Below are 26,134 nucleotides of genomic sequence, written 5' to 3'. Positions count from 1 at the left end.
AAACATCGTATACAGGTGCTTCTAATTTAACGGCATTTTTCACAAGTTCGTGAACAATCAACTCATGATTGAATGTGAAAAGAGCCTTTCTCAACGAAAGCTAAGGGACTGATAAAAATGGGCAGGCTTAAGCAATTATTATTATTGATTACGGTCGTCGGGCAGCTTCTTGGAATCGTCATGCTTTTTTTTAATGTAGTAGTCGCTGTCCTCATTTTTATTTTGTATGGCGTATCGATTTTGGCTATTTTTATCCTATTAATTGTCGAAAGATTAAAAGAGAAAGAGGAGGACGATGAAAATGATTATCGTAACTACTGATTTTGTACCAGGAAAAGAAATAAAGGAACTTAAGGGATTTGTGCGTGGCAATACGATTCAATCAAAGCATATTGGGAAAGATATTTTGGCTGGATTAAAAACAATCGTCGGTGGAGAGATTGGAGAATATACACAAATGATGGATGAAGCCCGTCAAAAAGCAATAGGCCGCATGGTTGAAGACGCGAAAGCAAAAGGGGCAAATGCTGTAATTGCTATGCGTTTAGAGAGCTCCAGTGTGATGCAAAATGCTTCTGAGATCATTGCATATGGAACAGCCGTTTATGTTGAGTAGGAACATAACTTTTTTGAAAAATGGGAATTGACTTTTAATATTTGAGATGATAATCTAACAAAGTGGAAAAAATATGAAAAGATTGAGGGTTACGAAAATGATGACAATGATTAAACCACTAGCTGAAACTAAATACAACCATAACGTAACCACCCCCAGCATTTAAACTTTTAATTTATCGCTCCTAAAATGAAAGGCACTGGTCTACGTTTTCCTGTAGCGTGTGCGCTTATATGAGAAAAGGCATGTCGCACTAGATCGATATGCCTTTTTTTGATCAATCGGCGATCTAATGCTGCTCCTTTACCTATAAAAGGTGGTCGGAGTTTGCAGAGCATGCTTTTTTTTAAAACATCGACAGTGATGTTCAACAGATTTTTCGATAGTGAACGAGGAAACTCGTTTTCTATAAATTTAAAAAATGGCTTTGTTAAATAATGTTGGGGATAAAATGATTTTAGGTTATTTTCATCTAATCAGAGAGGAAAGGAACTAAAAATCAACTCCAACATATAACATGGCCCAAAAATAAGGAGGAATGAACATGTTACAAATTATCAGAATGGTATCAACGGTGGAGCTTGAAGGTGGTTAGTAAAAAACAGACAGATGAAAGGAGAGTGCTTTTTTGTTCTCTATACTCAAGAAATTAAGCTGGTTTTTTAAAGAAAATTGGAAGAGATATACAGTCGCAATCACATTGCTTATTTTCGTCGGAATTTTGGATGTTATGCCGCCGCGACTTGTGGGGATGGCAATTGATGATATGCATGTTGGAAGTATGACCGGAGAAAAGATTTTTCAATACATCGCCATCTTTGTTTTAATCACAGCAGTATCCTATGGTGTAACTTACATTTGGATGTATCAGCTCTTTGGCGGTGCTTACCTTGTTGAGAGAAAGCTGCGTTCTCGATTTATGAACCATTTATTAAAGATGACGCCGACTTTTTTTGAAAAGAATCGAACTGGCGATTTAATGGCGAGAGCAACTAACGATCTAAAGGCTATCTCGATAACAGCAGGGTTTGGTATTTTAACCTTAATTGATTCCAGTATTTTTATGCTTACGATTTTATGTACGATGGCAATTTTGGTGAGCTGGAAATTAACTTTGGCAGCGATACTCCCCCTACCAATTATGGCTTGGTTGATGAAAATATACGGTGATCGAATTCATAAAAGATTTACGGAAGCCCAGGATGCTTTTGGTGAACTTAATGATCGCGTTTTGGAATCTGTAGCAGGTGTGAGAGTGATTAGGGCATATGTGCAGGAAAGAGCAGATGAAAAAAGGTTCCACTCATTAACAGAAGATGTTTATCAAAAAAATATTAAAGTTGCCAAGATTGATTCTTTAATTGATCCGACAATTCATATTTTAGTCGGTTTGAGTTATATTATTGGGCTTGGATATGGCGCTTATCTCGTTTTTCATCAAACGATTACGTTAGGTGAGCTTGTTTCTTTTAATGTTTATTTAGGAATGCTTATCTGGCCAATGTTTGCCATTGGTGAGTTGATTAATGTGATGCAAAGAGGGAATGCCTCGTTGGATCGAGTGGAGGAAACATTAGCTTATGAGCAGGATGTAAAGAATCCAAAGAATCCTGCAGAAGTAGAAGAGCCAAAAACGATTGATTTTAAAAATGTAACATTTCAATATCCGTCCTCAAAATTTGCAAATCTGTCTCATATTCAAGTGAATCTGAATCAGGGAGAGACTCTGGGTATCGTCGGGAAAACCGGAAGCGGAAAAACGACATTTATAAAGCAGCTTTTGCGAGAATATCCAAGTGGTACAGGTGAGTTATCTGTAACAGGAATTTCTTTGGAAAAGCAAAGATTAGAAAATACAAGGGAATGGATCGGTTATGTTCCGCAAGATAATTTCCTGTTTTCTAAGTCAGTAAAAGAAAATATTCTTTTTGGAAAAATGGAGGCCACAGAGGAAGAGCTGAAGAGAGCGATAGAATTGGCCGATTTTAAGAAGGACTTAGAAATTCTGCCAGAAGGGCTAAATACTTTAGTAGGTGAAAAGGGAGTCGCTTTATCTGGTGGACAAAAGCAAAGGATTTCTATTGCTCGAGCACTAATTAAAGATCCAGAAATTTTGATTCTTGATGATTCATTGTCTGCGGTTGATGCAAAAACAGAGCAAAAAATTATCGAAAATATTCGCCAGGATCGCACTGGAAAAACGACCATTATAAGTACACATCGAATGTCGGCGGTTCAGCATGCAGATAGAATTATTGTTCTTGATAACGGAAAAATCATTGAAGAAGGGACACACGAACAATTACTAGCGTTAAATGGTTGGTATAAAGAACAACATGACAGACAGCTTGTGCAATCGGCAATAGAAGGGGAGGTGGTTTCATCATGAAAACAACAGGTAGACGATTATTCGACTATGCCCTCTTGTATAAAAAAATGATTGTTGCTGCTTTATTAATGCTAACAGTAGCAGTTGTAGCAGATTTGTCGGGTCCCTTTATTGCTAAACATTTAATCGATAATCATGTACTTGGAATCGAATCAAGTTGGATTCAAACGGATAGTGGGAAAGACACAGTCGAGTATAAGGGACATTTCTATAAAAGAGAAGATTATTTGGAGGGAAATGAAACGAAGCTTGAAAGTGCTCGCATCCTTCAGGTTAATCGAAATTTTGTCTTTATTGAGGGAGACATTGAATTCGATGGGGAACGTTCTTTTCACGATGGGATGCTTACTATCACTAGTGGTGAGAAAACGGCAACATATGACGCACTGGTGCTCAGTGGAGCTGAACTGCTGCAATTCTACATGCCTGAAGTGCCAAGGATGTTGAAATTATTAGCTTTCTTTTTTGGATTGCTTATCATAGCAGCTTTCTTTCAATACGGTCAGCGATATGTATTGCAGAAAACAGCTAATCGTATTATTCAAAAGATGAGGGAGGATGTATTTGCACAAATTCAAAGGCTGAGAATTCATTATTTTGACAATCTTCCAGCAGGAAAAGTAGTGGCGCGGATAACCAATGATACAGAAGCAATCAGAGAGTTGTATGTTACGGTGCTTTCAACCTTTTTTACAAGCATGATTTATATAACTGGTATTTATGTGGCTCTCTTCATTTTAAATGTAAAATTAGCGCTTATTTGCTTGCTTCTCATCCCGATTTTATACGCTTGGATTATTCTTTATCGCAAGTATGCTTCACAATACAATCGAGTAATACGTTCGCGAAATAGTGATATTAATGGAATGGTCAATGAATCCATTCAAGGGATGAATGTGATTCAAGCGTTTAATCGCGAAAAGGAAATTCAGTCCGATTTTGAAAAATTGAATCATGAACACTTCAGATTTCAAAATAAGCTTCTTAATTTAAACTCGTTAACGTCTCACAATTTGGCAGGTGTACTGCGTAATATCGTGTTTGTCGCATTTATTTGGTATTTTGGAGGCGAATCACTCAGTGCTTCGTCCGTCATTTCCCTTGGGATGCTTTACGCGTTTGTTGATTACGTAACCCGGCTTTTCCAGCCAGTCCAAGGAATTGTTAATCAGCTTGCTAATTTAGAACAGGCTCTTGTGGCAGGTGAGAGGGTTTTTAAACTTTTAGATGAAAAGGGAATTGATGTGAGTGATCAAATGATCCCAAGATATAAAGGGAATGTGTCCTTCCAGCATGTTTTTTTCGGCTACAAGGAAAACGAGTATGTGTTAAAGGATATTGATTTTGAGGCAAGGCAAGGGGAAACGGTTGCTCTTGTCGGACACACAGGATCTGGAAAAAGCTCCATCATCAACCTGCTGTTTCGTTTTTATGATTGTCAGAAAGGTTCAATTTCTATTGATGGGATTAATATTCAAGATATTCCTCATCAAACACTTCGCAAGCATATGGGGATTGTTCTGCAAGACCCGTATTTATTCTCGGGAACAATCGCATCGAATGTAAGTTTAGATGATCCGGCGATTTCTAGAGAAAAAGTCGAGAAAGCATTAAAGAATGTAGGGGCCGATAAAGTATTTCGCAATTTAGAACAAGGCTTTGATGAGCCTGTTCTTGAAAAAGGCAGCACCCTTTCAAGCGGGCAAAGGCAGTTAATTTCTTTTGCTCGGGCGCTTGCTTTTGATCCAGCTATCTTAATTTTGGATGAAGCAACTTCCAGCATTGATACTGAAACGGAGGTCATTATTCAGGAAGCAATGGATGTATTGAAGGAAGGTAGAACAACTTTTATCATTGCTCATCGTTTATCGACGATTCGAAACGCCGATCAAATTATTGTTTTAGACAAGGGACAAATTGTTGAGCGAGGAACCCATGATGAATTAATGGCATTAAAAGGGAAATATCACCAAATGTATCAACTGCAGCAAGGGCAATCAGCTAAAGTTGGGTAATAAAAATCACAGCGAATTTTAAAAATGTTCAACAAAAATACAAAATATAGACACAAAATAGTGCGAAATATCAAGAAGACCTTCCTCTTTGCTATGTTACTTTATAAACAAAGAAGCACATAATAGAGGGGGAGAGAAAATGGAGGAATTAAGTGTTACATTAGCGATTGCAAGCTTAATAGTACTTGTTTACTATATCGGAAACGCAATAACAAGTGCTGAAAAATAAAAATGTTTTAAGTTGAAAGCCCCCTTTTTTAAAAAGGGGGCTTAGCCATATTTATTAAATTGTTATATTTATGCCGATACTAATGATTAGAAGCTACCGCCTAATTGTTGCTCAGCCATTTGAACTAAGCGCTTAGTGATTTCTCCACCAACAGAACCGTTTGCGCGAGATGTAGTGTCAGCTCCTAAATTAACACCAAACTCGTTAGCAATTTCATACTTCATTTGGTCTAATGCTTGAGATACTCCAGGTACTAAAAGTTGGTTTGAAGAACTGTTGTTTGCCATTGATGTACACTCTCCTTCAGAATTTTTGTCTAATGGTTGGGTTAGCTGGAATTGCACCAGCAAGCAAGTCACTAGCCATTTTGCGAGTTTACCTGCCACCTATACTTGGTTTAACCCAGTATGTTTACCGCTGCTGCGGTGTTTACTTTTAGTATGGAATTTTTAAATCGTTTTATTCCATCAAATATTGCGGGAATTTTTTCCTCTTTGAAAACAGCTCAATCACTTATACAAGAACGAAAACAACATAAAATAAAGAGGGTTTTATGCGGTTAAAGAAAGTTGAGGGATAAAAAATGGGAATATGTCCATTATGCAATGGTTTTCAAAGTGTAGAACAAAAATGTAATATTTGTGGTACGGCACTTGTCGATGCTGGGAAAGTAATGGATTTTTATGACGACTATAGTCCCTACATGCCGATTGATTTACTGAAGCTAGAGGATGGCTATTCCAACGATTATAAAAGTGAGCAATGCCCCCACCTTTTGCAATGTCCACAATGTGGTATTGATAAAGTTGTGTTTATACAGGAGTAAACGAAAGCAGGCCCTGACAAGTTTTTATGAAATGCATGCAATGGTGTGTATTGCACGTCAGTTTAGGCGACTAATGGTCGGTAACAAAAGTGGATGAGCGAGTCGGTCTATTTTATGGGAGAGTCGTGAGAGGTGTAATTGACCGAAAGCCAAGTCGGAAATGATTCCGAACTAAATGCTCAATTTGACGGGGATAGTGAAGTAAAAGGTGAGAGGGGTTCAAATAAGCAGCTATGCACCAAATGTGGTAGACATGGAAGGGGAAGAGGTCAAATAAGATGCATAATCGAGGGGAAGCCGATAAGCAACCTATTCGACCTTATAAAAAAAAACGGTTAATGTGAGTATATGAATTCTTCCATTATTGATCATATACATGGAAGGCCATAAGTTCATGGACTTGCTTTATGAGCGCCTCTTTGTCTGCTATTTTTATTGAAGATGTCCATTCGATTATTCCATTAGCCTGATAGATCCCAGTGTGTTTTTCTTTATTGAAATAAAAGGAAAATCTCCATCCGGCCATGTTTTGATTGTCATATAAAGGTTTGTGCTGAAAATGTGTAATCATAAAATCCTCCGTTTTTAGCAGTGTCTTATTTATATTTTATCATGGAGAGCATTGCTCGACTAAAAAACAGCTATTTTCTAAAGCGTAAACAGCTGTTTTTTAAAAAATTGCTGGAATAAGACAATCAACGAGTCGATTCTGTTTTTCTCAATATGTTCTTCATCGAAGCTCATGGGTTTGGAATTGACCTCATAAATAACGTATTCACCTTTCTCGGTCAATCCGACATCAATTGAAAATTCACCAAAAAAACCCAACTCGTCAGAAAGGATTTGTCCGCAGCGGTTGACAATTTCCTCTATAAAAAACTCATCCTCCGCTCTTTTTACTTCATCAAACTCAATAATTTTCCCTCCGTTCAGCACATGGGTTGTTAAATTTTGTTGCCCTGATTGACGTACACCAACGCCAGTAACTTGATAGGATTGCCCATTAAAATGGGCAAGGATACGAAAATCAAAACGATTCCCCTTATATAAAAGTGGTGTAACCTCTGCTTGAGCAATATGTGGTTGACTAAAAAAAATTTCTTTATATTTTGACCAAAAAGTGTCGTAGTGTGGGTAGGTTTGCTGATGAGAATACCCTGTCACCGTGATCGAGTCTTCATTGTCTTTGCCTAATTTAAAAATCCCTTTCCCTTTTGCAGAGTTTGCAGGCTTGACATAGATTTGTGTATGCTTCTTTAGAAAATCCATTAATTGACTTTTTTCGTCAATAAGAATTGTTTCCGGTAAAAAGCTAGTTAATAGTGGCTCTCTTTTTAGAATGGTATACAGTTGATATTTATCAATAAAAGAAGGATTAAAAAAACAGACTTTTTTTTCTTGAAAGAGCCTGATTGCAGATTGATATTGATCCGACTGCTCAAGTGCTCGAAAAGGAAGGCGATTATAAACAATATGAGGGAAGGGACTATAAATTTTGAGCCAGCCCTCCTTTTCTGGAATATAAATGTGACCTCTTATTCCGTTTTTTTTAATATCCTCTAATGTAAAAATAAGCGCTATTCCACTATGTTCTTCGATGCTTTTTTGCAGCTTTTTAAAAAGAGATCCATTTCCTACGACGGATTCTTTTCCTTTCCGGCCTGCCAGAATACCTACAAGGGGACCGAGATTGAGCTGATGGGTCTGAACTGAGAAAGGAATGGAGCTGGGAGAGGGCGTGGGCCTAAAAAGTAATGGAATCTCTTCAACTCCCAATGTGAACTTTTGATGTTGAAATGTGTGGAACCATGACTCAGTTCTTGCATCATAATAAACAATCATTTGAAAACTTCCTCAGGATTGATAATGGTTTGCTCTGTCAAAAAGATTGAGAAGTCTAAGGAGAGTCGGCGTGTTAACAAGTCAAACGCTTTTAAATGGGGATGTTTAAAGATTGAGCGCCCTGGTTTAGAATTTGCTTCGAACAGCCAGACATTTCCGTCCCGATCAATTCCCATATCAAAACCAATCTCGCCGATAATCCCTTCCATGTAGGTTTCCAAAGCATGACTAAGCGTGAGACATGCCTTTTTTAATTTTTTTACTGCTTCTTCTTCCTGTTCAGGGGAATTAAAAACTTCCTGCATCGTTTTTATCATTCCACCGTTATTAATATGGGTTGTCACACTGCCAGGACTGGCGACTTTAGCAGCAATAGCCGTTATTTGCCAATTTCCTTCATTATCCTTGTTAGTGTGAATTCTGAAATCGACCGTTTGCTTGTTGACACGCAATGAATGGATTCCTTGCTGCACAAGCATATGGGGTAAACTGCGACTTTTAAATACATGTTTAAATAGAGCTTCAAGAGTTTGGTATTTCCTCAGTTTGTTTTCTCCATCCCTTTCCCGATAGCGACAGAAATAAGCTTGAGATTCACGGTCAAATATAATTTGGTGAATGCCAAAACCAAGGCTTCCATTAATCGGTTTGATAAAAACATGACCATAATTGGTAAGCATTTTTTCAATCATTGAAAAAGAGGTAAAGGGATGGGTTTCGGGTAAATAAACTGCACTCGCAGGATCCTGTTGAAGTCGTTCGTAGACATCCATTTTGTTAAAGAATCCGGGGTTATACCAAGGGATTAAATATTCCTTCTGCAACCGTTCCTTTACGTTTAAGTTATTTACCTTTTTTTCACTGCGTCGGTTTGGCAGCCGGTCATATATCACATTTGGAAAAGGAACGGTAATTTTTTGCCATCCGCGCTCAAGGTAAAATAAACCGTCGATGGTGCCATTTTCCCAATCGATATGCTCTTCACCGAAGATAAAAGCATGGGCCCCAACAAGCTTTTCAACGGACAATAGCTTTGAGAAAAATAATGATCTTTCTCCAATTGGTCTTAATGGAAATGGAGTAAATCCTGATGTAAAGATTCCGACGAGTGGACCTAAATATAGGGTCTGCTCGTGCAAAAATAGATGGAGTGGTGTTTTGAGGTTAGGCAGTCTTAATTTAGCTGCGATATCTTCACTAATGAGAAGGATATTCTTTCCTTTAGGATGGGTTATCCCATGCAACTCAACTGCTAAAGTGCCATATGCGATCCTTTTTACATTTCCTTGAACTTCTGCAGGAATATAAAGTAAGTTTTTCGCATTCTCCGCTATTTCAATCTGATAATGTTTTCTCATGTGTCAGCTGGCTCCTTTTCAGTAAAGTGTTTGCGTAAAGTAAGGGACTTTCGTAAAGATAATCACTTAATTCAGGTAAGCTATGCAATACTACTTTACGTCCTGGCTTGGAATTTATATCGAGAATCCAAAGAGAATAGTCTTCCGCCATGCCAATATCGACTCCAAGTTCAAAAAGTGGAGGGAAAAATTGTTCAAGAATTAAAGGGAGATTTTCAAGAATATCATTGATTTCATCGTTAATAAAGGCTCTTTTTTGAAAAGGAATCGTTTTAATCCATGAGTCGAAATCGCTTACCGACGCACCGGCACTTAAATTGGAAATGATTCCATTTATTTTGCCAGTGCGAATTCCTTTTCCGACAATTGACCACTCTTCAAGTTCAGTTTTTTGTAATAGAGAGCGAATATCAAAAGGTTGATTGAACTCATTGATTAAGGGCAAATATGGCTGTAGAAGGAATTCTTTTTTATGAAGAAGTCTGTCGAGCCAATTGATAAGTTGCATCTCGTTGGCAAAGGAACGGGTTGCCTGATATTCTGTCTTATCCGTTTTTACTTTCCAAAATTTATCTGTTTTCTCGATGAGATATATCCCATTCCCTTGTGAGCCATTGATTGGTTTTAAAATAACTCGCTTCATTTTTTGACACAGTTGCTGAACCATTTCAGATGAAGTTATTTTTACGGTTTTTGGCAAATAGGGGGCAAGGGATGTGCGACTTAACGCCTCGTAGAGCTTATGTTTATTTGGTAAACCGTAACCGAGAAACTGAACGGATTTTTTTGTTTTTAGCCAATCAACGATTGCTTTGCATTGCTTCGAATGAAAATCCTCTCCGTAAAAACAACGATCGTATAAAATGCTTGGCAGTGGAAATAGCTTGTGTTTCCATATTTCTTGGTTACAGTCAAATTCTTCCCCTCGAATCATTTCAGATTGGGGATTGATATCGGATGGAATAAATCGAAAGCAAGTAATGTTATATTTTTCGGCACGTTTTGCCATCTCTGTAAAATAACCTTGTTCATTTTCCAAATTTAACGTCATGATTCCAAGAGTAAGCATGTTTATCCCCCAGTCAATGCTTGTTAATATTTGCTGGCTCATCTGTAAGCTTCACATGAGATTGGAAGGCTGCTCATTCCCTTTCAAAATGCTAGGAATGTTTACTGAACCATAGAAAAACATCTTCATTTAACAAGTTCTTTTAAATGTTGAAAGGCAAGTGCCGTTCCATACTCATAGATTGCTTTTGTCGATGGCCGAATTTCTGTTTGCTGTTCTTCCATATTTTTTGAAGGCTTCGAATTGACTTCGATGATCCAAATTCCCCCGTTCGAATCAATCCCGATATCAATTCCGAGCTCACCGACTATCCCTTGTACGGATTGGCTAATAATTTTCGAAATCTCAAGGGATAGCTCTTTCATGAATGAAATATGAGAGCGGGCAGTTTGCAGGTCAAAAAGCTGTGTTAAAGGTTTGCTCGCTTTCATCATTTCTCCCCCGCGGGCCAGGTTAGAGACAAATTCGGTTTTGGCGGAAACTCTTGCTACAATCGAAGTGACTCTCCAGGAATTGCTGTAATCTTTATGGCAGAGAACTCGGAAATCAAGCGGGCGATTATGATAAGTTGCCAAAGGGATGCCTTGTTGCATTACAAAAGGAATTTGCTTGCCCCGCTTTTGAAACCATTCTAGAAATTCTTCCAAAGTGGCAAATAGTTTTATTTGCCCATCTTCTCTCGTAGAAGTAGTTTTAACAATGATAGCGCCGTCTTCAAGCAAAACTTTAATAATATTGCGTCCTTGACTGCCTTCCAATGGTTTTATAAAAATGGTTTTGTATTTATTAAGAAGCTCTGCAAGTTTGTCTTTATCATACAAAGCTGTCTCAGGTAAGAAAGGATGTAAATGGGGTTCTTGATATAATAAGTTGTGGACCTCCCATTTGGACAGAAATCGTTCGTTAAAAATGGGTATTTTTTTAACGTTCATTTGCGCAGTTTTGTCTCGGAAAAAGGAACTCGCTTCTAATTTCCGTGAATGAATGCGATTATAAATTACATTCGGCAAAACAAGTTCGCTTTTTCTCCAATGATCGTCTTCGTAATAAAAGCCATTAACCCCTTCAAGCGAGAAATCTTTAATATGAAAAATATACACTAAACCTCCTGCTGTATGAGCCGTATAATGTAGCTCCTCCGCAAAAGAATGAATGGAACGAAAGCTCGGTCCGGACTCTTCGCCTTCATGTACTTCCGTAACAAGTGCGAATATTGGGCCAATGAACAAATGCTTTTGTTTTTTATCGTATTGACTAAGAAATGAAAGGCTTTTAAGCGGTAATGGAAATTGAGAGTAGAGCCATTCATTCATAAGAATTTGCTCCTTTTCTAACGCTTTGGCATCAACAGAGACGTGTAATGATTTTGTGCCGATGCAAAGCGTTATCTTATCACCAGGCTCCATTCCCCAATGACTGAGTAAAGAACTGCTTAAAAAAATTGTCTTGTTCTGATTTTGAAACGTTTTTGTCGGTACAATCGTAATAGGTAGATAAGAAGTTAATGACATAAGCATTCCTCATTTGCTCGTGTTTGTAGCACCATATATAATAGCAATGTTGGATATATGTTCATGTACTTCATATAGGCGAAAGCTGATTATGAGTATCGTATGAAAAAAACGTTTATTTGTGCCTACTTTAGGCAAAGAGGAGCTCTGTTAAATGAGGATGGAAGGTAGATGAATATGAATACTGTTTTTATCATTTTGTTTATGGTTGTCATTGGTGCAATTATTGGAGGGGTTACAAACTCTTTAGCAATAAAAATGTTATTCCGCCCGTATAAACCCATTTATATTGGCAGTTGGAGAGTGCCATTCACGCCAGGGCTCATCCCGAAGCGGCGGGATGAGTTAGCTACTCAGCTCGGGGTAATGGTCGTAGAGCATCTTCTTACTCCAGAGACGATTCAAAAAAAATTCATGAATGAAAGCTTTCAGCAGGAAATGACAAAATTGGCTCAAAAAGAACTGGAACAACTTCTAAGCAATGAAGAAAGTCTTGAGCAATTGTTTACAAAGCTTGGATATGAAAATAGACAAGAGTGGATTGAGAAAAATTTCGAGCATTTTTTAGAGAGCAAGTATGATCAACTTATAGAAAAATATCGAGAGATTCCTATTAAATCCATATTGTCAGATGAGCTTTTAGAAAAAATGGACTCGAAAATTCCACAAATTAGTCGCTATATTTTACAAAAGGGAGCCGAATATTTTTCCAGTGTCGAAGGGGAGCTTCGCATTGAGAGAATGGTCAATGATTTTGTGAAAGAACGCAGTGGAATGCTTGGAAATATGATGCAAATGTTTTTGGGAAATGTGAACCTAACTGGTATTCTTCAAAAAGAACTACTGAAATTTTTAAATAATGAGGGAACGGAAGAATTAATTACGACTTTACTCAGAAAAGAATGGGAAAAAGTATTAGAATGGCAGGCTGAAAAAATCGAAGAGCAGTTTGGAAGAGAGCAACTGGTAGATACAATCACGAGAACGGTTAAAAAGATTATCCGTGTCGATCGAATCTTTGCAACCCCTATTTCTGTTTTAGCTGAACCTTATAAGGAGAAAGCAATTGAAAAAATGGCTCCTCAAATAGTGTTAATGCTGGGTGGCTGGCTTTCTAATAAGATCGAAGAGATGATGGAACGATTGCATTTAGCAGATATCGTCCGTGAGCAAGTGGAATCCTTTTCTGTTGAAAGGATAGAAGAAATGGTCTTACTGATCACTAGTCGCGAATTAAAAATGATCACATATTTAGGGGCATTGCTTGGTGGCGCAATCGGACTTCTTCAAGGAATCTTTGTCCTCATCACTGGATAACCCAAGAATAACAACACATATGTGCAATTTCCATCATAGTTTGTTATAGTGGTATGGATTAACTTTCATAGTGGAAAATCTATGGGAGAATTAGGACTGGGTTCCAAAAAAAGGAGTGTACGTTTAAAATGACAGTTAATTTACATGATGTAGCATACGATTTAGAAAGAGCAATACGTAATAGTGATGAATTTAGTGATTTAAAGAAAATGTATGACAACGTTAATGCGGATGAATCGGCGCGAAATATGTTTGAGAATTTCCGTAACATTCAATTAACGTTGCAACAAAAGCAAATGATGGGTGAAGAAATTACTCAAGATGAAGTTGTGCAGGCCCAAAAGACAGTTGCTCTTGTACAGCAGCATGAAATGATTGGAAAGCTCATGGAAGCGGAACAACGCATGAGTGTTATTATCAATGAATTAAATCAAATTATTATGAAGCCTCTGGAAGAATTATACGGAGCTGGTCAATAAGAATCAATCCCTGCTACTAAAATTAGCGGGGATTTTTTATGTCCACTACTTGAAAGAATGCCAAGAAACAAAACCGATCATAAAGAAGTGGCTTTATTAAACGATATTGTTGCTCAAAAGAATTTTGGCTCATTTCGTGTGAAATCTTAGTTTCACACCTCTTTCAAGATGTTGAAAAAATGGAGAAAATGAGTCAAAAACTAAAACCGATATATTATAAAGCCATAAGAATAAGAAAACAGTGCTGCTTGGGTATGGAGAAAAGATGGGCAGTCATTTTTGAATGGAGAAAATAAATTGATTTGGGGCATGAGCGATTTGCTTCATGCCCCTTAAGCCATTTCTTAAAATTTGCCACCTAGTTGCTGTTCTGCCATTTGTACTAGACGCTTCGTGATTTCTCCACCAACTGAACCATTTGCTCGTGAAGATGTTTCTGGACCAAGATTTACACCAAATTCTGATGCAATTTCAAATTTCATTTGTTCAATTGCTTGTTGTACTCCTGATACTAGAAGCTGGTTTGAATTGTTGTTTCTTGCCATGTTAATCATCTCCTTGGTGTTTTATTTTTTGTGCTACATTTCTAGTTATGTATCAATTTCTTTTAATTATTCATAGATGAAATATGGTAATTTTTTCTTGGTTACACTTCATATTTATTTTTGCGAAAAGTTGCCAAGAGTTAGGGAAATATATCCCCCTTGCTTGTTCTATTTTCTAATCATTTTTCATAAAAGTGTAGTAAGAGAAATTTTCGTATTTAGTGCTGGCAACGACATCTAAGAACAAGGGGGCATTATAAGTGATTTATAGGCTATTAGCTTTAAATATCGATGGCACACTTTTACAGTCAAATGGAAGGTTACATAAGTCTACTAAAGAGGCTGTTGAATACGTCAGAGAAAAGGGTATTTACGTTACATTGGTGACTTCAAGAAGCTTTCAATCAGCAAAAAAAGTTGCCAAAGCATTAAAAATAGATTCTGTTCTCATCACCCATCGCGGAGGATATGTGGCGAAGGAACTCGAGAGGCCTGTTTTGGAAAGAAGGATTTCTGAGGACATTACCTTTGAAATTGTTAGACTTTTGGAAGGCTTCCAGTGCCAAATCAGACTTGTCCATGAAAAATATTCCCTTGCCAATAAACTGAAAATAAATAACAATCTTCTGGCAAAGACGGTCGTGAATTCTGGGGACCCGCTTCATTATCCCCATCAGTTTGTGGATTCTATCAGCGATACCATAATGGATGAACCGATCTCGCCACCAAAAGTAGAAGTATATTTCGAACAAAAAAATGACCTTGAAGATGCAAAGAAAGCGATTGAAGGAATGTTTTCTGAGGTTGATCTGTTAAAGTTAACAGATTATAGAATGGAAATTGTACCACGTGGCGTTTCCAAGCTCACTGGCCTCCTCTTTTTAGGTCAGCAGTTGGGCATTAAACGAAATGAGATCGTTGCAATTGGCGATGCCATTGATGATTTAGAAATGATTGAAGCAGTTGGGCTTGGTGTTGCGATGGGGAATGCACCAATAGAAGTAAAAAAGGCGGCAGATTGGATTACCCGCTCGAATAATCAGCAGGGGGTAGGTTATATGGTGAAGGAGCATTTTCGCAAACAACAGCCGATTGAGTTTTTAAGAAAAATGAATATTATTCGTTAATAGGATAGTAAAGTGGATTGCCATTCGTGCAATCCATTTTTTAGGAATAGAGAGCTGTCTTCCAATTGACCTCGATTGCTCTATTCTGTACACTAGAAGTAATTTTGTCTTTAATGAAAGAGCAAGGAGAGATACTTTTGTATATTCACATAAATGGCTTAAAGGATGAACGATTTGCAAGGCCGCTCCAATTAATAGCGAACCTGTTTTTTGAAGAAACCTCGATTTCTCTCGAAGAAGAAATGGGCAAAGCCAATATAAAAATTGATTTTGAGCTACAGATTGGAGCAAAAGTAGAAGTTCAAGCTGTATTGCAACAAAATGAGCAAAGCTATAAAGCTTTTTATGAAAAAGCTCTTTCTGATGGTCTTACGGAAAAAGAACAATTTAAAGTTATCAAAAATGCCGTGGCCCATGTGTATTTATCCGTCTTACAGGACTGCACAAAAATGGTACAAAAGTGGGGAATCCTAACAGGTATAAGACCGACAAAGCTATTGCATAAATCGCTTCAACAAGGATTGACAAAAGAAGCAGCTCATCAAAAGCTAAAGTCTGATTACTTAATCACCGACGAAAAAATTGAATTGATGCAGGCCATTGTCGATCGTCAATTAGCCGTTGTACCAGACCTTTATGAATTGGGGAAAGAAGTAAGTATTTATATCGGTATTCCTTTCTGCCCAACGAAATGTGCCTACTGCACTTTTCCGGCTTATGCGATAAACGGACGACAAGGTTCAGTCAACTCCTTTCTTGGTGGTCTCCATTTTGAAATGAGAAAGCTCGGCGAATGGCTTAAGGAAAATAATGTGAAAATTACTACTGTTTATTATGGCGGAGGCACTCCGACGAGTATTACTGCAGAAGAAATGGATATGCTCTATGAGGAAATGTACACATCCTTTCCAGATGTGGAAAATATTCGTGAAATCACTGTAGAGGCAGGAAGACCAGATACGATTACCCCAGAAAAGCTATCAGTATTAAAAAAATGGAAGATTGATCGAATCAGTGTCAATCCTCAATCGTACACACAAGAGACATTAAAAGCGATCGGTCGTCACCACACAGTGGAGGAAACGATCAATAAATTTGACCTCGCGCGGCAAATGGGAATGAACAATATTAATATGGATTTAATCATTGGTTTGCCTGGTGAGGGGGTTGCGGAATTTCAACATTCCCTTGATGAAACGGAAAAGCTCATGCCGGAGTCCTTAACCATTCATACATTGTCCTTCAAACGTGCTTCGGAAATGACGAGAAATAAATCTCGTTACAAAGTGGCAAGCAGAGAAGAGATAGTTGAAATGATGGATTTAGGAGAGAAGTGGACGAAGGAACATGGCTATGCTCCATACTATTTATACAGACAGAAGAACATTTTAGGGAATCTGGAAAATGTCGGCTACTCCCTTCCAAATCAGGAAAGTATTTATAACATCATGATTATGGAGGAACAGCAAACCATCATCGGCCTCGGCTGTGGAGCGGCTAGTAAGTTTATTGACCAAGATGGGAAGATCAATCATTTTGCCAACCCAAAAGACCCAAAAACCTACAACGACAGTTTTGAAGAATACACAAATAAGAAGATCGCTATCCTAAATGAGATTTTTAACAAAAATGTGTTAACTAAATAAATTCAAAAAACTGCTGATAAGCTCGGAAGGAAAATGAGTTTTGTTAGCAGTTTTAATGTATTTAAAGTAGCTTAACTGTTGTTCTTACTACATCTTAAAAAGAAGCCATTTATTAAGCATAGTCTCTGTTGTGGGAGTGGATGCCTGTGATGGGGTGGGCGCCAAACTTTCTAAAAGAGCAAGCTCCTGAGGAATCCGCTGTTCTGCTAATTTGGACAGGGGTCAAGCAAGTGAGCTGAAATCAAGATTAGCTTTGCCATCTTTGTTTTTATTGAAAAAGCGGTTGGATTAAAAATGATAAAATCTTTAAACATAAAAAAGGATTTTTTTCTTAAAGAGAGAATCTTTTAGAAAAGGCTTCATAATTATTTATAAGCAGAAAAAATGTAAGCGTTTTATTTTCAAAAGGAGGAAGATAAAATTGATGATGCAAACACCTTTAACAATCACGCAAATGATTAAGCGGGCAGAAACGTTTTTTCCAAAAAAACAAGTCATCTCACGGACTGCAAAGGGAATTACAAGGTTAACTTACAAAGAAATGGCGGAACGAACGAGAAGGTTAGCCGATAGTCTCCAAAAACTTGGCATGCAAAAGGGGGATAAAGTTGGGACACTTGCCTGGAACACTCATCGTCATTTAGAAACCTATTTCGCGATACCATGTTGCGGAGCAGTACTCCACACAATTAACATACGATTAGCACCTCATCATATTTCCTACATTATTAATCATGCAGAAGATAAAGTCCTACTCATTGATGCAGATATCGTCCCACTAATTGAGAAATGCCAACATGAAATTCCAACGGTAAAAGCCTTTGTTATCATGACAGATGAAGAAGAGTTACCTGAAACAAGCCTTTCACCTGTCTACCATTATGAAGAATTAATCGAAAATGGCCGCAATGATTTTGAATATCCAGAAGATATTGAAGAAAATGACCCTGCTGGGATGTGTTATACATCGGCAACGACAGGAAATCCGAAAGGAGTTGTTTATACACATAGAAGTACAGTTTTACACAGCATGGCACTAGGGATGGCTGATAGTGCAGCCATTAGTGAACGTGATGTGGCGATGGCCATTGTTCCGATGTTTCATGCCAATGCATGGGGGCTACCGTTTGCAGGTGTTTGGTTTGGGACAACTTTAGTCATGCCTGGTCCTTATTTTACACCTAAAATATTGGCTGAGCTGATTGAACAGGAAAAGGTAACTTTTGCAGCCGGAGTTCCGACCGTTTGGTTAGGTTTACTGAAAGAATTGGAAGAGAAGAAATATGATGTTAGCAGCTTAAGAGCCGTTCTTTGCGGTGGTTCAGCTGCCCCTAAATCGGTGATTAGAGCGTTTGAACAGAAATATAATATTCCTTTTATGCATGGATATGGAATGACGGAAACAAGTCCACTTGCCGTTATTTCAACGTTAAAGAGTTACCAGGAAGAACTGCCTTATGAAGAGAGATTAAATATTCGTGCGAAACAGGGGATACTCGTGCCTGGACTGGAGATGAAAGTAGTAGGACACTCTGGAGAAATTGCATGGGATGGAAAGGAAATGGGAGAACTTGCCCTCCGCGGCCCGTGGATTGCATCGGAATATTATCATGATGAAAGAACGGGTGAAGCATTCTCAGATGGTTGGTTATTTACGGGAGATGTGGTCACCGTAGATGAAGAAGGTTTTATTAAAATAATTGATCGAACAAAGGACTTAATCAAAAGTGGCGGAGAGTGGATTTCCTCTGTCGATCTAGAAAACGCTCTGATGGCTCATGAAGCTGTATTCGAGGCAGCAGTTGTTGCAGTTCCACATGAACAATGGCAGGAAAGACCGGTAGCATGTGTTGTGTTAAAAGAGAAAGCAGAAATAACAAAAGAAGAATTAATAGATTTTCTCAAACCGCAGTTTGCAAAATGGTGGTTACCTGATGATGTTTTATTTTTGCAGGAAATTCCTAAAACATCAGTTGGCAAGTTTCTTAAGCGTGCTTTACGCGATAAAGTTCAAGAGGAATTGCAAAAGAATTAAAACGGGCAACTCGTGAAAGCAAATTTTCTTTCTGAAATATTATGAGGGAGTTCAGATATATTTTTCGCTAAGCCTTCAGTTCTGACTCGGTGAAATATGGGAAAACAAGTTTTCTCTTAGCTCATCGAGTCAGATTTAAACCTTGATGAAGAATCAGCAGTATGTCTCGCCTAAACAATTAATTTAAGAAATATTAGCGCAAGCTGTTTATAACCTATTAAATATCGCGATTCGAGTCACATTAAAGGGTTTTTGTCCGCTTCTGACTGCTTTTAACTAATCCGAAGTATTTTTGTTCTAATCGAAATAAAAAGTAATTTTAAAATATTATAAAAAATACTTATCCTTTCCAGCTATTGCCTTTATAATGGAGGTGAAGGAAGTAAAGGAGGGGGAATGGTTATGACAACTGAGTTTCTTACGAATACGGTGAATGTCAATGTGGCTGGGCGAGTAGCCACAATTCAATTTAATCGTCCTGAAAGCTTGAATTCGATAAACATTGAAATGATTAAGGAACTAGCTAGTAATTTAAAGGAAATCAGCAACTCTGATGTAATTGATATTGTAGTTTTCACTGGAAATGAACGGTCATTTTCCTCTGGGGGAGACATTAAAACAATGCTCAATCAGAAAGTGAATGAAAACGATTTCTCTTCCGTCATGGATAGCATTAATGAATTGGTGGTTACAATTCATAGTCTGCCGATGCTGACAATTAGTGCAATTTCGGGGGCTGCTGCAGGACTGGGGCTTAGTCTTGCGCTGGCTACGGATTACATAATTGCTGATGAGAACAGTAAGCTTGCGATGAATTTTATTGGGATCGGCCTTATCCCTGATGGAGGAGCGCATTTTTTCTTAGAGAAAAGAATGGGGGAAAATAAGGCGAAACAGTTAATTTGGGAAGGTAAGTCATTATCTGCTGAAGAGGCGTATAAATTGAATCTCGTTCATGAAGTCGCAGCGAATTATAAAGAGGCGCTTGAGGCCAAAATAGAGGATTGGTTAAATAAACCGATAAAGGCTATGATTAAAACCAAAAAAATCCTTGCTGAAAAAAATCGTCCACAGCTCCTGAAAATCTTGGAATTAGAGAAAAATGGGCAATATGCGATGCGCCAAACGAAAGACCATCAAGAAGGGATCGCTGCCTTTCTTGAAAAAAGAAGACCGAAGTTCACTGGAAAATAATTAGTCTGGAATGAAATGACGCTTATACGTTCATTTCATTCCAGATTTTTTTAAAAGACGTCCCTTGTTTTTTCGGGGTGTAAAGCCGAGAAAAAACAATCTTTAATCATATTTTGGTTAACTGTTAAAATATTGTTCCAATTTGTAGGCGGCTATTGCCAATTGGAGGGTCAACCTCGCATCAGCGGAATTTAGATCGGACCCACTGCGACTTTCAATTTGCCTGAGGCGATATTTTAATGTATGTCGATGGATGAAAAGCTCTGCTGCAGTTGCTTGTATATTGAGATTATGTTTGAAATAAAGCTCAAGAGTATGGACGTAATCAATCCCATGTTTACTCCCTTCTAGTAAACTGCCTATTTGTTCCTCGTAAAATTCCGCCAAGCTTATTCCTAATTCCTTCATCTGTAATAATAAATGGAAGGTTGCTAAGTCGTTGTAATGAATAATTTCTTTTTTTACTAATAAAAGATTGGATAAATCAACTGCATATTTTGCTTCATTGGCACTATCACTTAATTGATTAACATTTTTATATGCGCTTCCTACTCCAATGATAATGGGGATCCCCCGGTTCCGCTGCTGCCAATGATTTAATAGATTTTTAGCGAGTCTAATGCTGTCTTCAATAGCATTCTCTTCTTTCTTGGTAACTTTGACTTCTGTAAGAATAATCAGGCCATCTAACCTCGTTCTCAGCATAAATTGCCTATTTGACCTATCCAAGTAGGTAAGGACATGATTATACAGCAGTTCAACTTGGTGCTTAAAGAATTCGTTTTCTTCATATTTCTCCAGTTTAATTTGCAGGACTGCATGATGGAGAGAAAGATCGTATCCAAGCTTTTTTCCTCTATCGATAATCAGTGACGTCGATTGAAAGCTGCCGTTAATGATTTCCTCCAGAAATTCTCCCTGTAATCGAATTTGTGTTTGTTTCACTGCCTCTTCTTTTAAAAATTCAATGGCATATACAGTAGCTGCATGTTCAATTGTTGTAATATAAACGTCTTGCCATTTTTCGATTTCGGTAATAACAATTAATGTGCCATGATAGTGCTCATTGGCAATAATCGGATGAACATACACTTTGAAAATATCCCATTCTAGTTCTGATGGCTGTTTTCGACTGCGGCATTTCTGCACTAAGGGAATGAATGGAATGGAGCGATTATTGATGAAGATCGCATTATTGCTATAAAGTAAAGAATGATGCTTGTAGGCGTAATAAGCAAATTCATCGGATTCGTTTAAGACAAAAATGGAAGAATTAATTAATTCGGCTAAAGTAGTTGAAATCTTATTTTCTTGTTCATTTTTTAAGACAAGGCTTGTTAATTGTTTATGAGTTTCTAGCGAAAAGGACGTAACCTCCATTTGCTTATTTAAAATTTGCTGCAGAATACTTTTCGTAATAGAAGAAAAATTAATATGGGTTGGAAGCTCGATTAGCGGCAATTGGTATTGATTAGCGATTTCAATAAAAGCTTGAGGAATGTCTTGTAAATAAAAGCCGCTGTAGATGGCGACTCCTGATAGCTGTTTCATCGTTAGCAATTTTTTAAAATTTGCACTGTCTTCATTTAAACCATAGCCTGTTGTAATGAGAAATTCCCCCTCTTGGAAACGGTTAATATCCTCAATGATTTCGACAATGGTGACCCATTTTATCTGGTTATCAATTCCCCCTGCTCCGCCGCGTATTTTCGCTTCTTTCATTACTGGAAGGGAAATGGCTTCCTGAACACTTATACTCATTTTAAATCCCACCAATCTATCATTTCATGGACATTCTTATACATATTGTATAATAAAAAGCCACTAATTTTCATTGGTTTGACGAATATCAATTGTGTATTTCTTGAAATAAGATGTAATTATCAGAAAAAAACAATAATTTTAAATCCCTTAATAAGGAGGCGAGTACAATGAGCGAACAAACATTTTTAATAAAACCCTTATTAGATGGTCATTATCCTACTGCCAAGTATGGGAAGGGGATTTATATTTATGATGACACGAATAAGCAATATATTGATGGTTCTTCTGGAGCAGTAACAGCAAGTATAGGTCATGCTGTTCCTGAAATTATCGAAGCGATGATCAAGCAAGCTCAAAAAATCTCATTTGTGTACCGCTCACAATTCACAACTGAAGAAGCGGAAAGATTGGCGGCTAAATTAAGCAGGATTGATTTTATTAAAGCTGGCGACTACAGTTCCTTCTTTGTAAATAGTGGCTCTGAAGCAACAGAAACGGCAATGAAAATTGCAATTCAATATTGGCAGGAACAGGGAAAGACAACAAAAAATAAAGTGATTTCAAGATGGACTAGTTATCATGGAATTACGATTGGTTCATTATCCTTATCAGGACATTCAGAACGGCGTAGAAGGTTTGTTTCATTATTGGATGATTTGCCAACGATTTCAGCGCCTTATTGCTATCGTTGTCCATTTCATGCAACTTATCCAAGCTGTCAATTACAATGCGCATCAGAGCTTGAGAGCGCAATTCAACGAATCGGTGCAGAGCATATTGCCGCGTTTATAGCTGAACCAATTATCGGTGCAGCCGGAGCAGTGATAGTACCACCTGAGGGATATTATAAGTACATTAAAGAAATTTGCGAAAAGCACAGCATTTTATTTATTGCTGATGAAGTGATGACTGGAATTGGACGTACTGGAAAAATGCTGGCGATGGAACATTGGGGAGTAAGGCCAGATATCATTACACTTGGAAAAGGGATGAGCGCAGGTTATACACCAATCGCGGCTACCCTTGTAAGTGAAAAAGTGCTTGCTCCGATTCGCCAAGGGTCAAAGATGATTATGAGTGGGCACACATACAGTGCAAACCCTCAATCCGCTGCCGTATCGTTAGCAGTGCTAGAGTATATTGAACAACATCAACTAGTAGCAAAGGCAGAGGAGAATGGACAATACCTCTTAAATGAACTGCAAAAAATGGCCCAGCAAATTCCTATTATCGGGGATGTAAGGGGGAAAGGACTCCTTGTTGGAGTGGAATTTGTGGCGAATTACTTTAGCAAGTTCCCGTTTCGTAAAGATCTTGATCTAACTAATTCAGTTGTCGCATTGGCGAGGGATAAGGGACTATTAATCTATCCAGCTTCTGCAGGAATAGAAGGAGGCGATGGAGACGCAGTCATTATTTCTCCGCCCTTGACTATAAATAAACAAGAGATTGATCAATTGATAAAAATATTTAAAGAGACACTTCTCGATATTCAAAATGGAGTCATGGTCGATGACAGTTATGATTCGATCAGTTGAGAGAACGGGGGGAATCGAAAATGGAGATGCAGTCTAAGGTGACCACATTAGAAAATGCATTATCTTTCATTAATGACGGTTGCGTATTAATGTTTGGCGGCTTTGGCGGTGTTGGCAATCCTCCCACCTTAATTAAGGGGATTCTTCAAAAAGGGACCAAGGACTTGACCTTGATTGGAAATGATGCGGGTTTTCCGGAGATTGGTATCGGGAAAATTGTGAGTGCGGAAAGAGTAAGCAAACTAATAACTACGCATATTGGTTCAAATCCAATAGCAGGGAAATTAATGGTTGAGGGTAAGATGGAGGTTGAGTTTTGTCCACAAGGAATTTTAGCTGAGAGAATTCGAGCCGGCGGAGCTGGACTAGGAGGTGTTCTGTCTGATATTGGAATGGGGAGCATGATTGAGGTTGGAAAGCAAAAGGTGGAAATGGGAGGGAAAACATACTTGATTGAGTCAGCTTTACAAGCGGATGTGGCGATTGTTCATGCTAAAAAAGCTGATTATTTTGGGAATCTCATCTATGACAAGAGTGCAAGAAATACAAATCCATTAGTTGCAACAGCAGGCAGGGTAACGATTGTTGAAGCTGAGGAGATTGTTGCGCCCGGTATGCTTGACCCAGAATCGATTATTACGCCAGGAATTTATGTCGATATGATTGTCGAAAGCGAGGGGGTTAATTGGAAATGGGCATGGGAATAGAGGTGCGCAATCGAATGGCTAGTCGGGCAGCAAAGGAAATAAAAGCTGGGATGGTCGTGAATTTAGGAATCGGAATTCCTTCTCTTGTCCCAAATTTTCTTGCTCCCGAGACGGAAGTGTTATTTCATGCAGAAAACGGTGTCCTTGGCATGGGTCCTTCTCCGTCAAAAGGGGAGGAGGATGCAATGCTATGCAATGCAGGGGGATTTCCGGTTACTGTTATTCCCGGTGCGTCTTACTTTGACAGTGCTACGGCTTTTGCCATGATCCGTGGAGGTTATCTGGATATGACGATACTAGGAGGACTGGAAGTTAGTGAAAAAGGAGATTTAGCCAATTGGGTCATTCCGGGAAAAAGGATTCCAGGAATCGGCGGAGGGATGGAGTTAGCTGAGAAGGCGAAAAAAGTCATCGTGTTAATGAGTCATGTCAATAAGCATGGGGAACCTAAAATTTTACAGGAATGTACTTTACCTTTAACTGCAAGACGATGTGTAGATTTAATTATTACTGATATGGCAGTAATTGAAGTAAGTGAGAAGGGATTACTGTTAAAGGAAGTAATGGAGCCTTTTACTGAGAAGGATGTAAGGGAGATGACCGGTGCCAGATTATTGGTTAGAGAGGGGGGCAAAAAGTGAGTACTGCAATTAAAGAGCAGCTTAAGCAATGGTTGACAGACAATCAAGAAAGAGGCATTAAGCTATTGCAACAATTCGTGCAAGCAAAAAGTACACAGGGGAATGAAAAAGGTGTACAACAATTAGTGAGAGAAGAGCTTCAACGGATGGGACTTGAGGTAGATGTGTGGGAGCCTGATGGCAGACGATTAGCGGAGCATCCTTTTTTTGCATCGCCAAGAAAGGAATTTTCAGGAAGTCCAAATGTGGTTGGCGTGCTAAAAGGAACTGGGGGTGGCCGCTCTATTATTTTGAACGGGCATGTGGATGTAGTTCCAGAAGGGGATTTACAAAAATGGAACTATCAACCATACAGTGGAAAATTAGTTGATGGAAAAATATATGGGCGCGGTACGACAGATATGAAGGGGGGCAATGTGTCTCTTCTCTTAGCTATGCAAGCAATTCAAGCATTGGGTATTCGATTAAAAGGAGATGTCCTATTTGAAAGTGTGATTGAGGAAGAAAGTGGTGGGGCAGGGACGCTTGCTGCGATTTTAAGGGGATATCGAGCGGATGCAGCACTTATTCCTGAGCCGACAAATTTAAAGATATTTCCGAAACAGCAAGGCTCGATGTGGTTCCGCATTTATGTGAAGGGACAGTCCGCTCATGGTGGAACCCGCTATGAAGGTGTGAGTGCCATCGAAAAGAGCATGTCTGTTATGAACCATATTTTACAATTAGAAAAAATTCGTAATGAGCGGGTGCAGGATCCACTTTACAATCAGATTCCAATTCCTTTTCCTATAAATATTGGTAAAATTTCTGGTGGCGATTGGCCATCATCGGTGGCTGATTTCGTTCAAATTGAGGGGCGGATCGGCGTATCTCCCGAAGAAACGATGGATGAAGCAAAAGAGGAAATGGCTAAATGGATCGAGCGACTAAAAGAGATCGATCCCTGGTTTGAAGAATATCCCCCTCAATTAGAATGGTTTGGAGCTAGATGGCTACCAGGTGCAATTGAGCAGGAACACAAGCTGATGAACATTCTAGTCAAAAAATTTCAAGATGTGTTAGACGAAGAGCCAGTTATTGAAGCCTCTCCTTGGGGAACTGATGGTGGACTGTTAACTGCCATTGGTGACACACCGACGATTGTTTTCGGTCCTGGTGTGACAGAACTGGCTCACCACTCTGATGAGTATATCGAAATAGAGAAAATATTTATCGCAGCGGAGATCATTGCTTTAACCTTGCTCGAATGGTGTGAAATAGCAAATGCTAGCTTAAGTGAAAACTAA

Annotated in this window: 23 protein-coding genes; 15 read left to right on the top strand and 8 right to left on the bottom strand. The window is 38.5% G+C overall.

Features of this window, described 5'->3' with window-relative positions:
• Positions 1–117: 117 nt before the first annotated feature.
• The 4 genes from FCJ93_RS10240 to FCJ93_RS10225 all read left to right on the top strand — a co-directional run bounded on the left by FCJ93_RS10240 (position 118) and on the right by FCJ93_RS10225 (position 5,020).
• On the top strand, positions 118–321 hold the full coding sequence (locus FCJ93_RS10240; protein WP_137743624.1) for a hypothetical protein: 204 nt from the start codon (positions 118–120) through the stop codon (positions 319–321).
• Positions 302–616: a YbjQ family protein gene (locus tag FCJ93_RS10235; RefSeq protein ID WP_095314804.1), complete on the top strand. Its 315-nt coding sequence runs from the start codon at positions 302–304 to the stop codon at positions 614–616. Before FCJ93_RS10240 ends, FCJ93_RS10235 begins: the two co-directional genes overlap by 20 nt.
• Before the next feature lie 628 nt (positions 617–1,244).
• Positions 1,245–3,005, top strand: coding sequence for an ABC transporter ATP-binding protein (locus FCJ93_RS10230; protein ID WP_095314803.1), 1,761 nt, complete (start codon positions 1,245–1,247; stop codon positions 3,003–3,005).
• Positions 3,002–5,020, top strand: a complete 2,019-nt coding sequence (locus FCJ93_RS10225; RefSeq protein ID WP_095314802.1) for an ABC transporter ATP-binding protein — start codon at positions 3,002–3,004, stop codon at positions 5,018–5,020. Before FCJ93_RS10230 ends, FCJ93_RS10225 begins: the two co-directional genes overlap by 4 nt.
• 315 nt (positions 5,021–5,335) lie before the next feature.
• Here the strand turns inward: FCJ93_RS10225 and FCJ93_RS10220 are convergent, their stop codons facing one another.
• Positions 5,336–5,536 (bottom strand): alpha/beta-type small acid-soluble spore protein, encoded by a 201-nt coding sequence (locus tag FCJ93_RS10220; protein ID WP_095314801.1) that lies wholly within the window; start codon positions 5,534–5,536, stop codon positions 5,336–5,338.
• Between the two features lie 296 nt (positions 5,537–5,832).
• On the opposite strand from FCJ93_RS10220, the gene FCJ93_RS10215 reads away from it, so the two are divergent.
• A complete protein-coding gene (locus tag FCJ93_RS10215) occupies positions 5,833–6,075 on the top strand; it encodes a hypothetical protein (protein ID WP_095314800.1) in 243 nt (80 codons plus the stop codon).
• Positions 6,076–6,436: 361 nt separating this feature from the next.
• Here the strand turns inward: FCJ93_RS10215 and FCJ93_RS10210 are convergent, their stop codons facing one another.
• The 5 genes from FCJ93_RS10210 to FCJ93_RS10190 form a co-directional block, all read right to left on the bottom strand.
• Entirely contained in the window at positions 6,437–6,646 is a 210-nt protein-coding gene (locus FCJ93_RS10210) for a DUF5342 family protein (RefSeq protein WP_137743623.1), read from the bottom strand.
• Between the two features lie 77 nt (positions 6,647–6,723).
• Complete coding sequence (locus tag FCJ93_RS10205) at positions 6,724–7,917, bottom strand: YheC/YheD family endospore coat-associated protein (protein WP_095314797.1); 1,194 nt, start codon at positions 7,915–7,917, stop codon at positions 6,724–6,726.
• Entirely contained in the window at positions 7,914–9,275 is a 1,362-nt protein-coding gene (locus FCJ93_RS10200) for a YheC/YheD family endospore coat-associated protein (RefSeq protein ID WP_137743622.1), read from the bottom strand. Before FCJ93_RS10200 ends, FCJ93_RS10205 begins: the two co-directional genes overlap by 4 nt.
• On the bottom strand, positions 9,253–10,386 hold the full coding sequence (locus FCJ93_RS10195) for a YheC/YheD family endospore coat-associated protein (protein ID WP_235879443.1): 1,134 nt from the start codon (positions 10,384–10,386) through the stop codon (positions 9,253–9,255). Before FCJ93_RS10195 ends, FCJ93_RS10200 begins: the two co-directional genes overlap by 23 nt.
• Before the next feature lie 83 nt (positions 10,387–10,469).
• On the bottom strand, positions 10,470–11,855 hold the full coding sequence (locus FCJ93_RS10190; RefSeq protein WP_170211282.1) for a YheC/YheD family endospore coat-associated protein: 1,386 nt from the start codon (positions 11,853–11,855) through the stop codon (positions 10,470–10,472).
• A 171-nt stretch (positions 11,856–12,026) separates the two neighbouring features.
• On the opposite strand from FCJ93_RS10190, the gene FCJ93_RS10185 reads away from it, so the two are divergent.
• A complete protein-coding gene (locus FCJ93_RS10185; protein WP_095314793.1) occupies positions 12,027–13,172 on the top strand; it encodes a DUF445 domain-containing protein in 1,146 nt (381 codons plus the stop codon).
• Positions 13,173–13,300: 128 nt separating this feature from the next.
• Complete coding sequence (locus FCJ93_RS10180; protein WP_137743620.1) at positions 13,301–13,651, top strand: YlbF family regulator; 351 nt, start codon at positions 13,301–13,303, stop codon at positions 13,649–13,651.
• A gap of 344 nt (positions 13,652–13,995) precedes the next feature.
• On the opposite strand, the gene FCJ93_RS10175 is transcribed toward FCJ93_RS10180, so the two are convergent.
• Complete coding sequence (locus tag FCJ93_RS10175) at positions 13,996–14,196, bottom strand: alpha/beta-type small acid-soluble spore protein (RefSeq protein WP_095314791.1); 201 nt, start codon at positions 14,194–14,196, stop codon at positions 13,996–13,998.
• 260 nt (positions 14,197–14,456) lie between these two features.
• Here FCJ93_RS10175 and FCJ93_RS10170 point away from each other — a divergent pair, with 260 nt between their 5' ends.
• The 4 genes from FCJ93_RS10170 to FCJ93_RS10155 all read left to right on the top strand — a co-directional run bounded on the left by FCJ93_RS10170 (position 14,457) and on the right by FCJ93_RS10155 (position 20,198).
• Positions 14,457–15,323 (top strand): Cof-type HAD-IIB family hydrolase, encoded by an 867-nt coding sequence (locus tag FCJ93_RS10170; protein ID WP_095314790.1) that lies wholly within the window; start codon positions 14,457–14,459, stop codon positions 15,321–15,323.
• A gap of 113 nt (positions 15,324–15,436) precedes the next feature.
• Complete coding sequence (locus tag FCJ93_RS10165; protein ID WP_408014795.1) at positions 15,437–16,969, top strand: coproporphyrinogen III oxidase; 1,533 nt, start codon at positions 15,437–15,439, stop codon at positions 16,967–16,969.
• A 424-nt stretch (positions 16,970–17,393) separates the two neighbouring features.
• Positions 17,394–19,004 carry a long-chain fatty acid--CoA ligase gene (locus FCJ93_RS10160; protein ID WP_170943674.1) on the top strand — a complete coding sequence of 537 codons (1,611 nt, stop codon included), beginning with the start codon at positions 17,394–17,396 and terminating at the stop codon, positions 19,002–19,004.
• Between the two features lie 402 nt (positions 19,005–19,406).
• The gene (locus FCJ93_RS10155; protein WP_095314787.1) at positions 19,407–20,198 is read left to right on the top strand and encodes an enoyl-CoA hydratase; all 792 of its coding nucleotides are present in this window, start codon (positions 19,407–19,409) and stop codon (positions 20,196–20,198) included.
• A 117-nt stretch (positions 20,199–20,315) separates the two neighbouring features.
• Here FCJ93_RS10155 and FCJ93_RS10150 read toward each other — a convergent pair whose 3' ends face one another.
• Entirely contained in the window at positions 20,316–21,959 is a 1,644-nt protein-coding gene (locus tag FCJ93_RS10150) for a PucR family transcriptional regulator (protein ID WP_095309811.1), read from the bottom strand.
• Between the two features lie 170 nt (positions 21,960–22,129).
• Between FCJ93_RS10150 and FCJ93_RS10145 the strand changes: the two genes are divergently transcribed.
• The 4 genes from FCJ93_RS10145 to FCJ93_RS10130 are packed head-to-tail and all read left to right on the top strand — an operon-like array spanning position 22,130 to position 26,134.
• Positions 22,130–23,500: an aspartate aminotransferase family protein gene (locus FCJ93_RS10145; RefSeq protein WP_137743618.1), complete on the top strand. Its 1,371-nt coding sequence runs from the start codon at positions 22,130–22,132 to the stop codon at positions 23,498–23,500.
• Positions 23,501–23,520: 20 nt separating this feature from the next.
• Entirely contained in the window at positions 23,521–24,207 is a 687-nt protein-coding gene (locus FCJ93_RS10140; protein ID WP_137743617.1) for a CoA transferase subunit A, read from the top strand.
• On the top strand, positions 24,192–24,848 hold the full coding sequence (locus FCJ93_RS10135; protein WP_137743616.1) for a 3-oxoacid CoA-transferase subunit B: 657 nt from the start codon (positions 24,192–24,194) through the stop codon (positions 24,846–24,848). Before FCJ93_RS10140 ends, FCJ93_RS10135 begins: the two co-directional genes overlap by 16 nt.
• Entirely contained in the window at positions 24,845–26,134 is a 1,290-nt protein-coding gene (locus FCJ93_RS10130) for a peptidase (protein ID WP_137743615.1), read from the top strand. The genes FCJ93_RS10135 and FCJ93_RS10130 overlap by 4 nt, the downstream gene beginning before the upstream one ends.

Source organism: Robertmurraya siralis (assembly GCF_005502275.1).
GTDB classification, from domain to species: Bacteria; Bacillota; Bacilli; order Bacillales; family Cytobacillaceae; genus Robertmurraya; species Robertmurraya siralis.
Note: the sequence above shows the minus strand (reverse complement) of the source record. Positions and strands in the feature narration are given on the sequence as shown.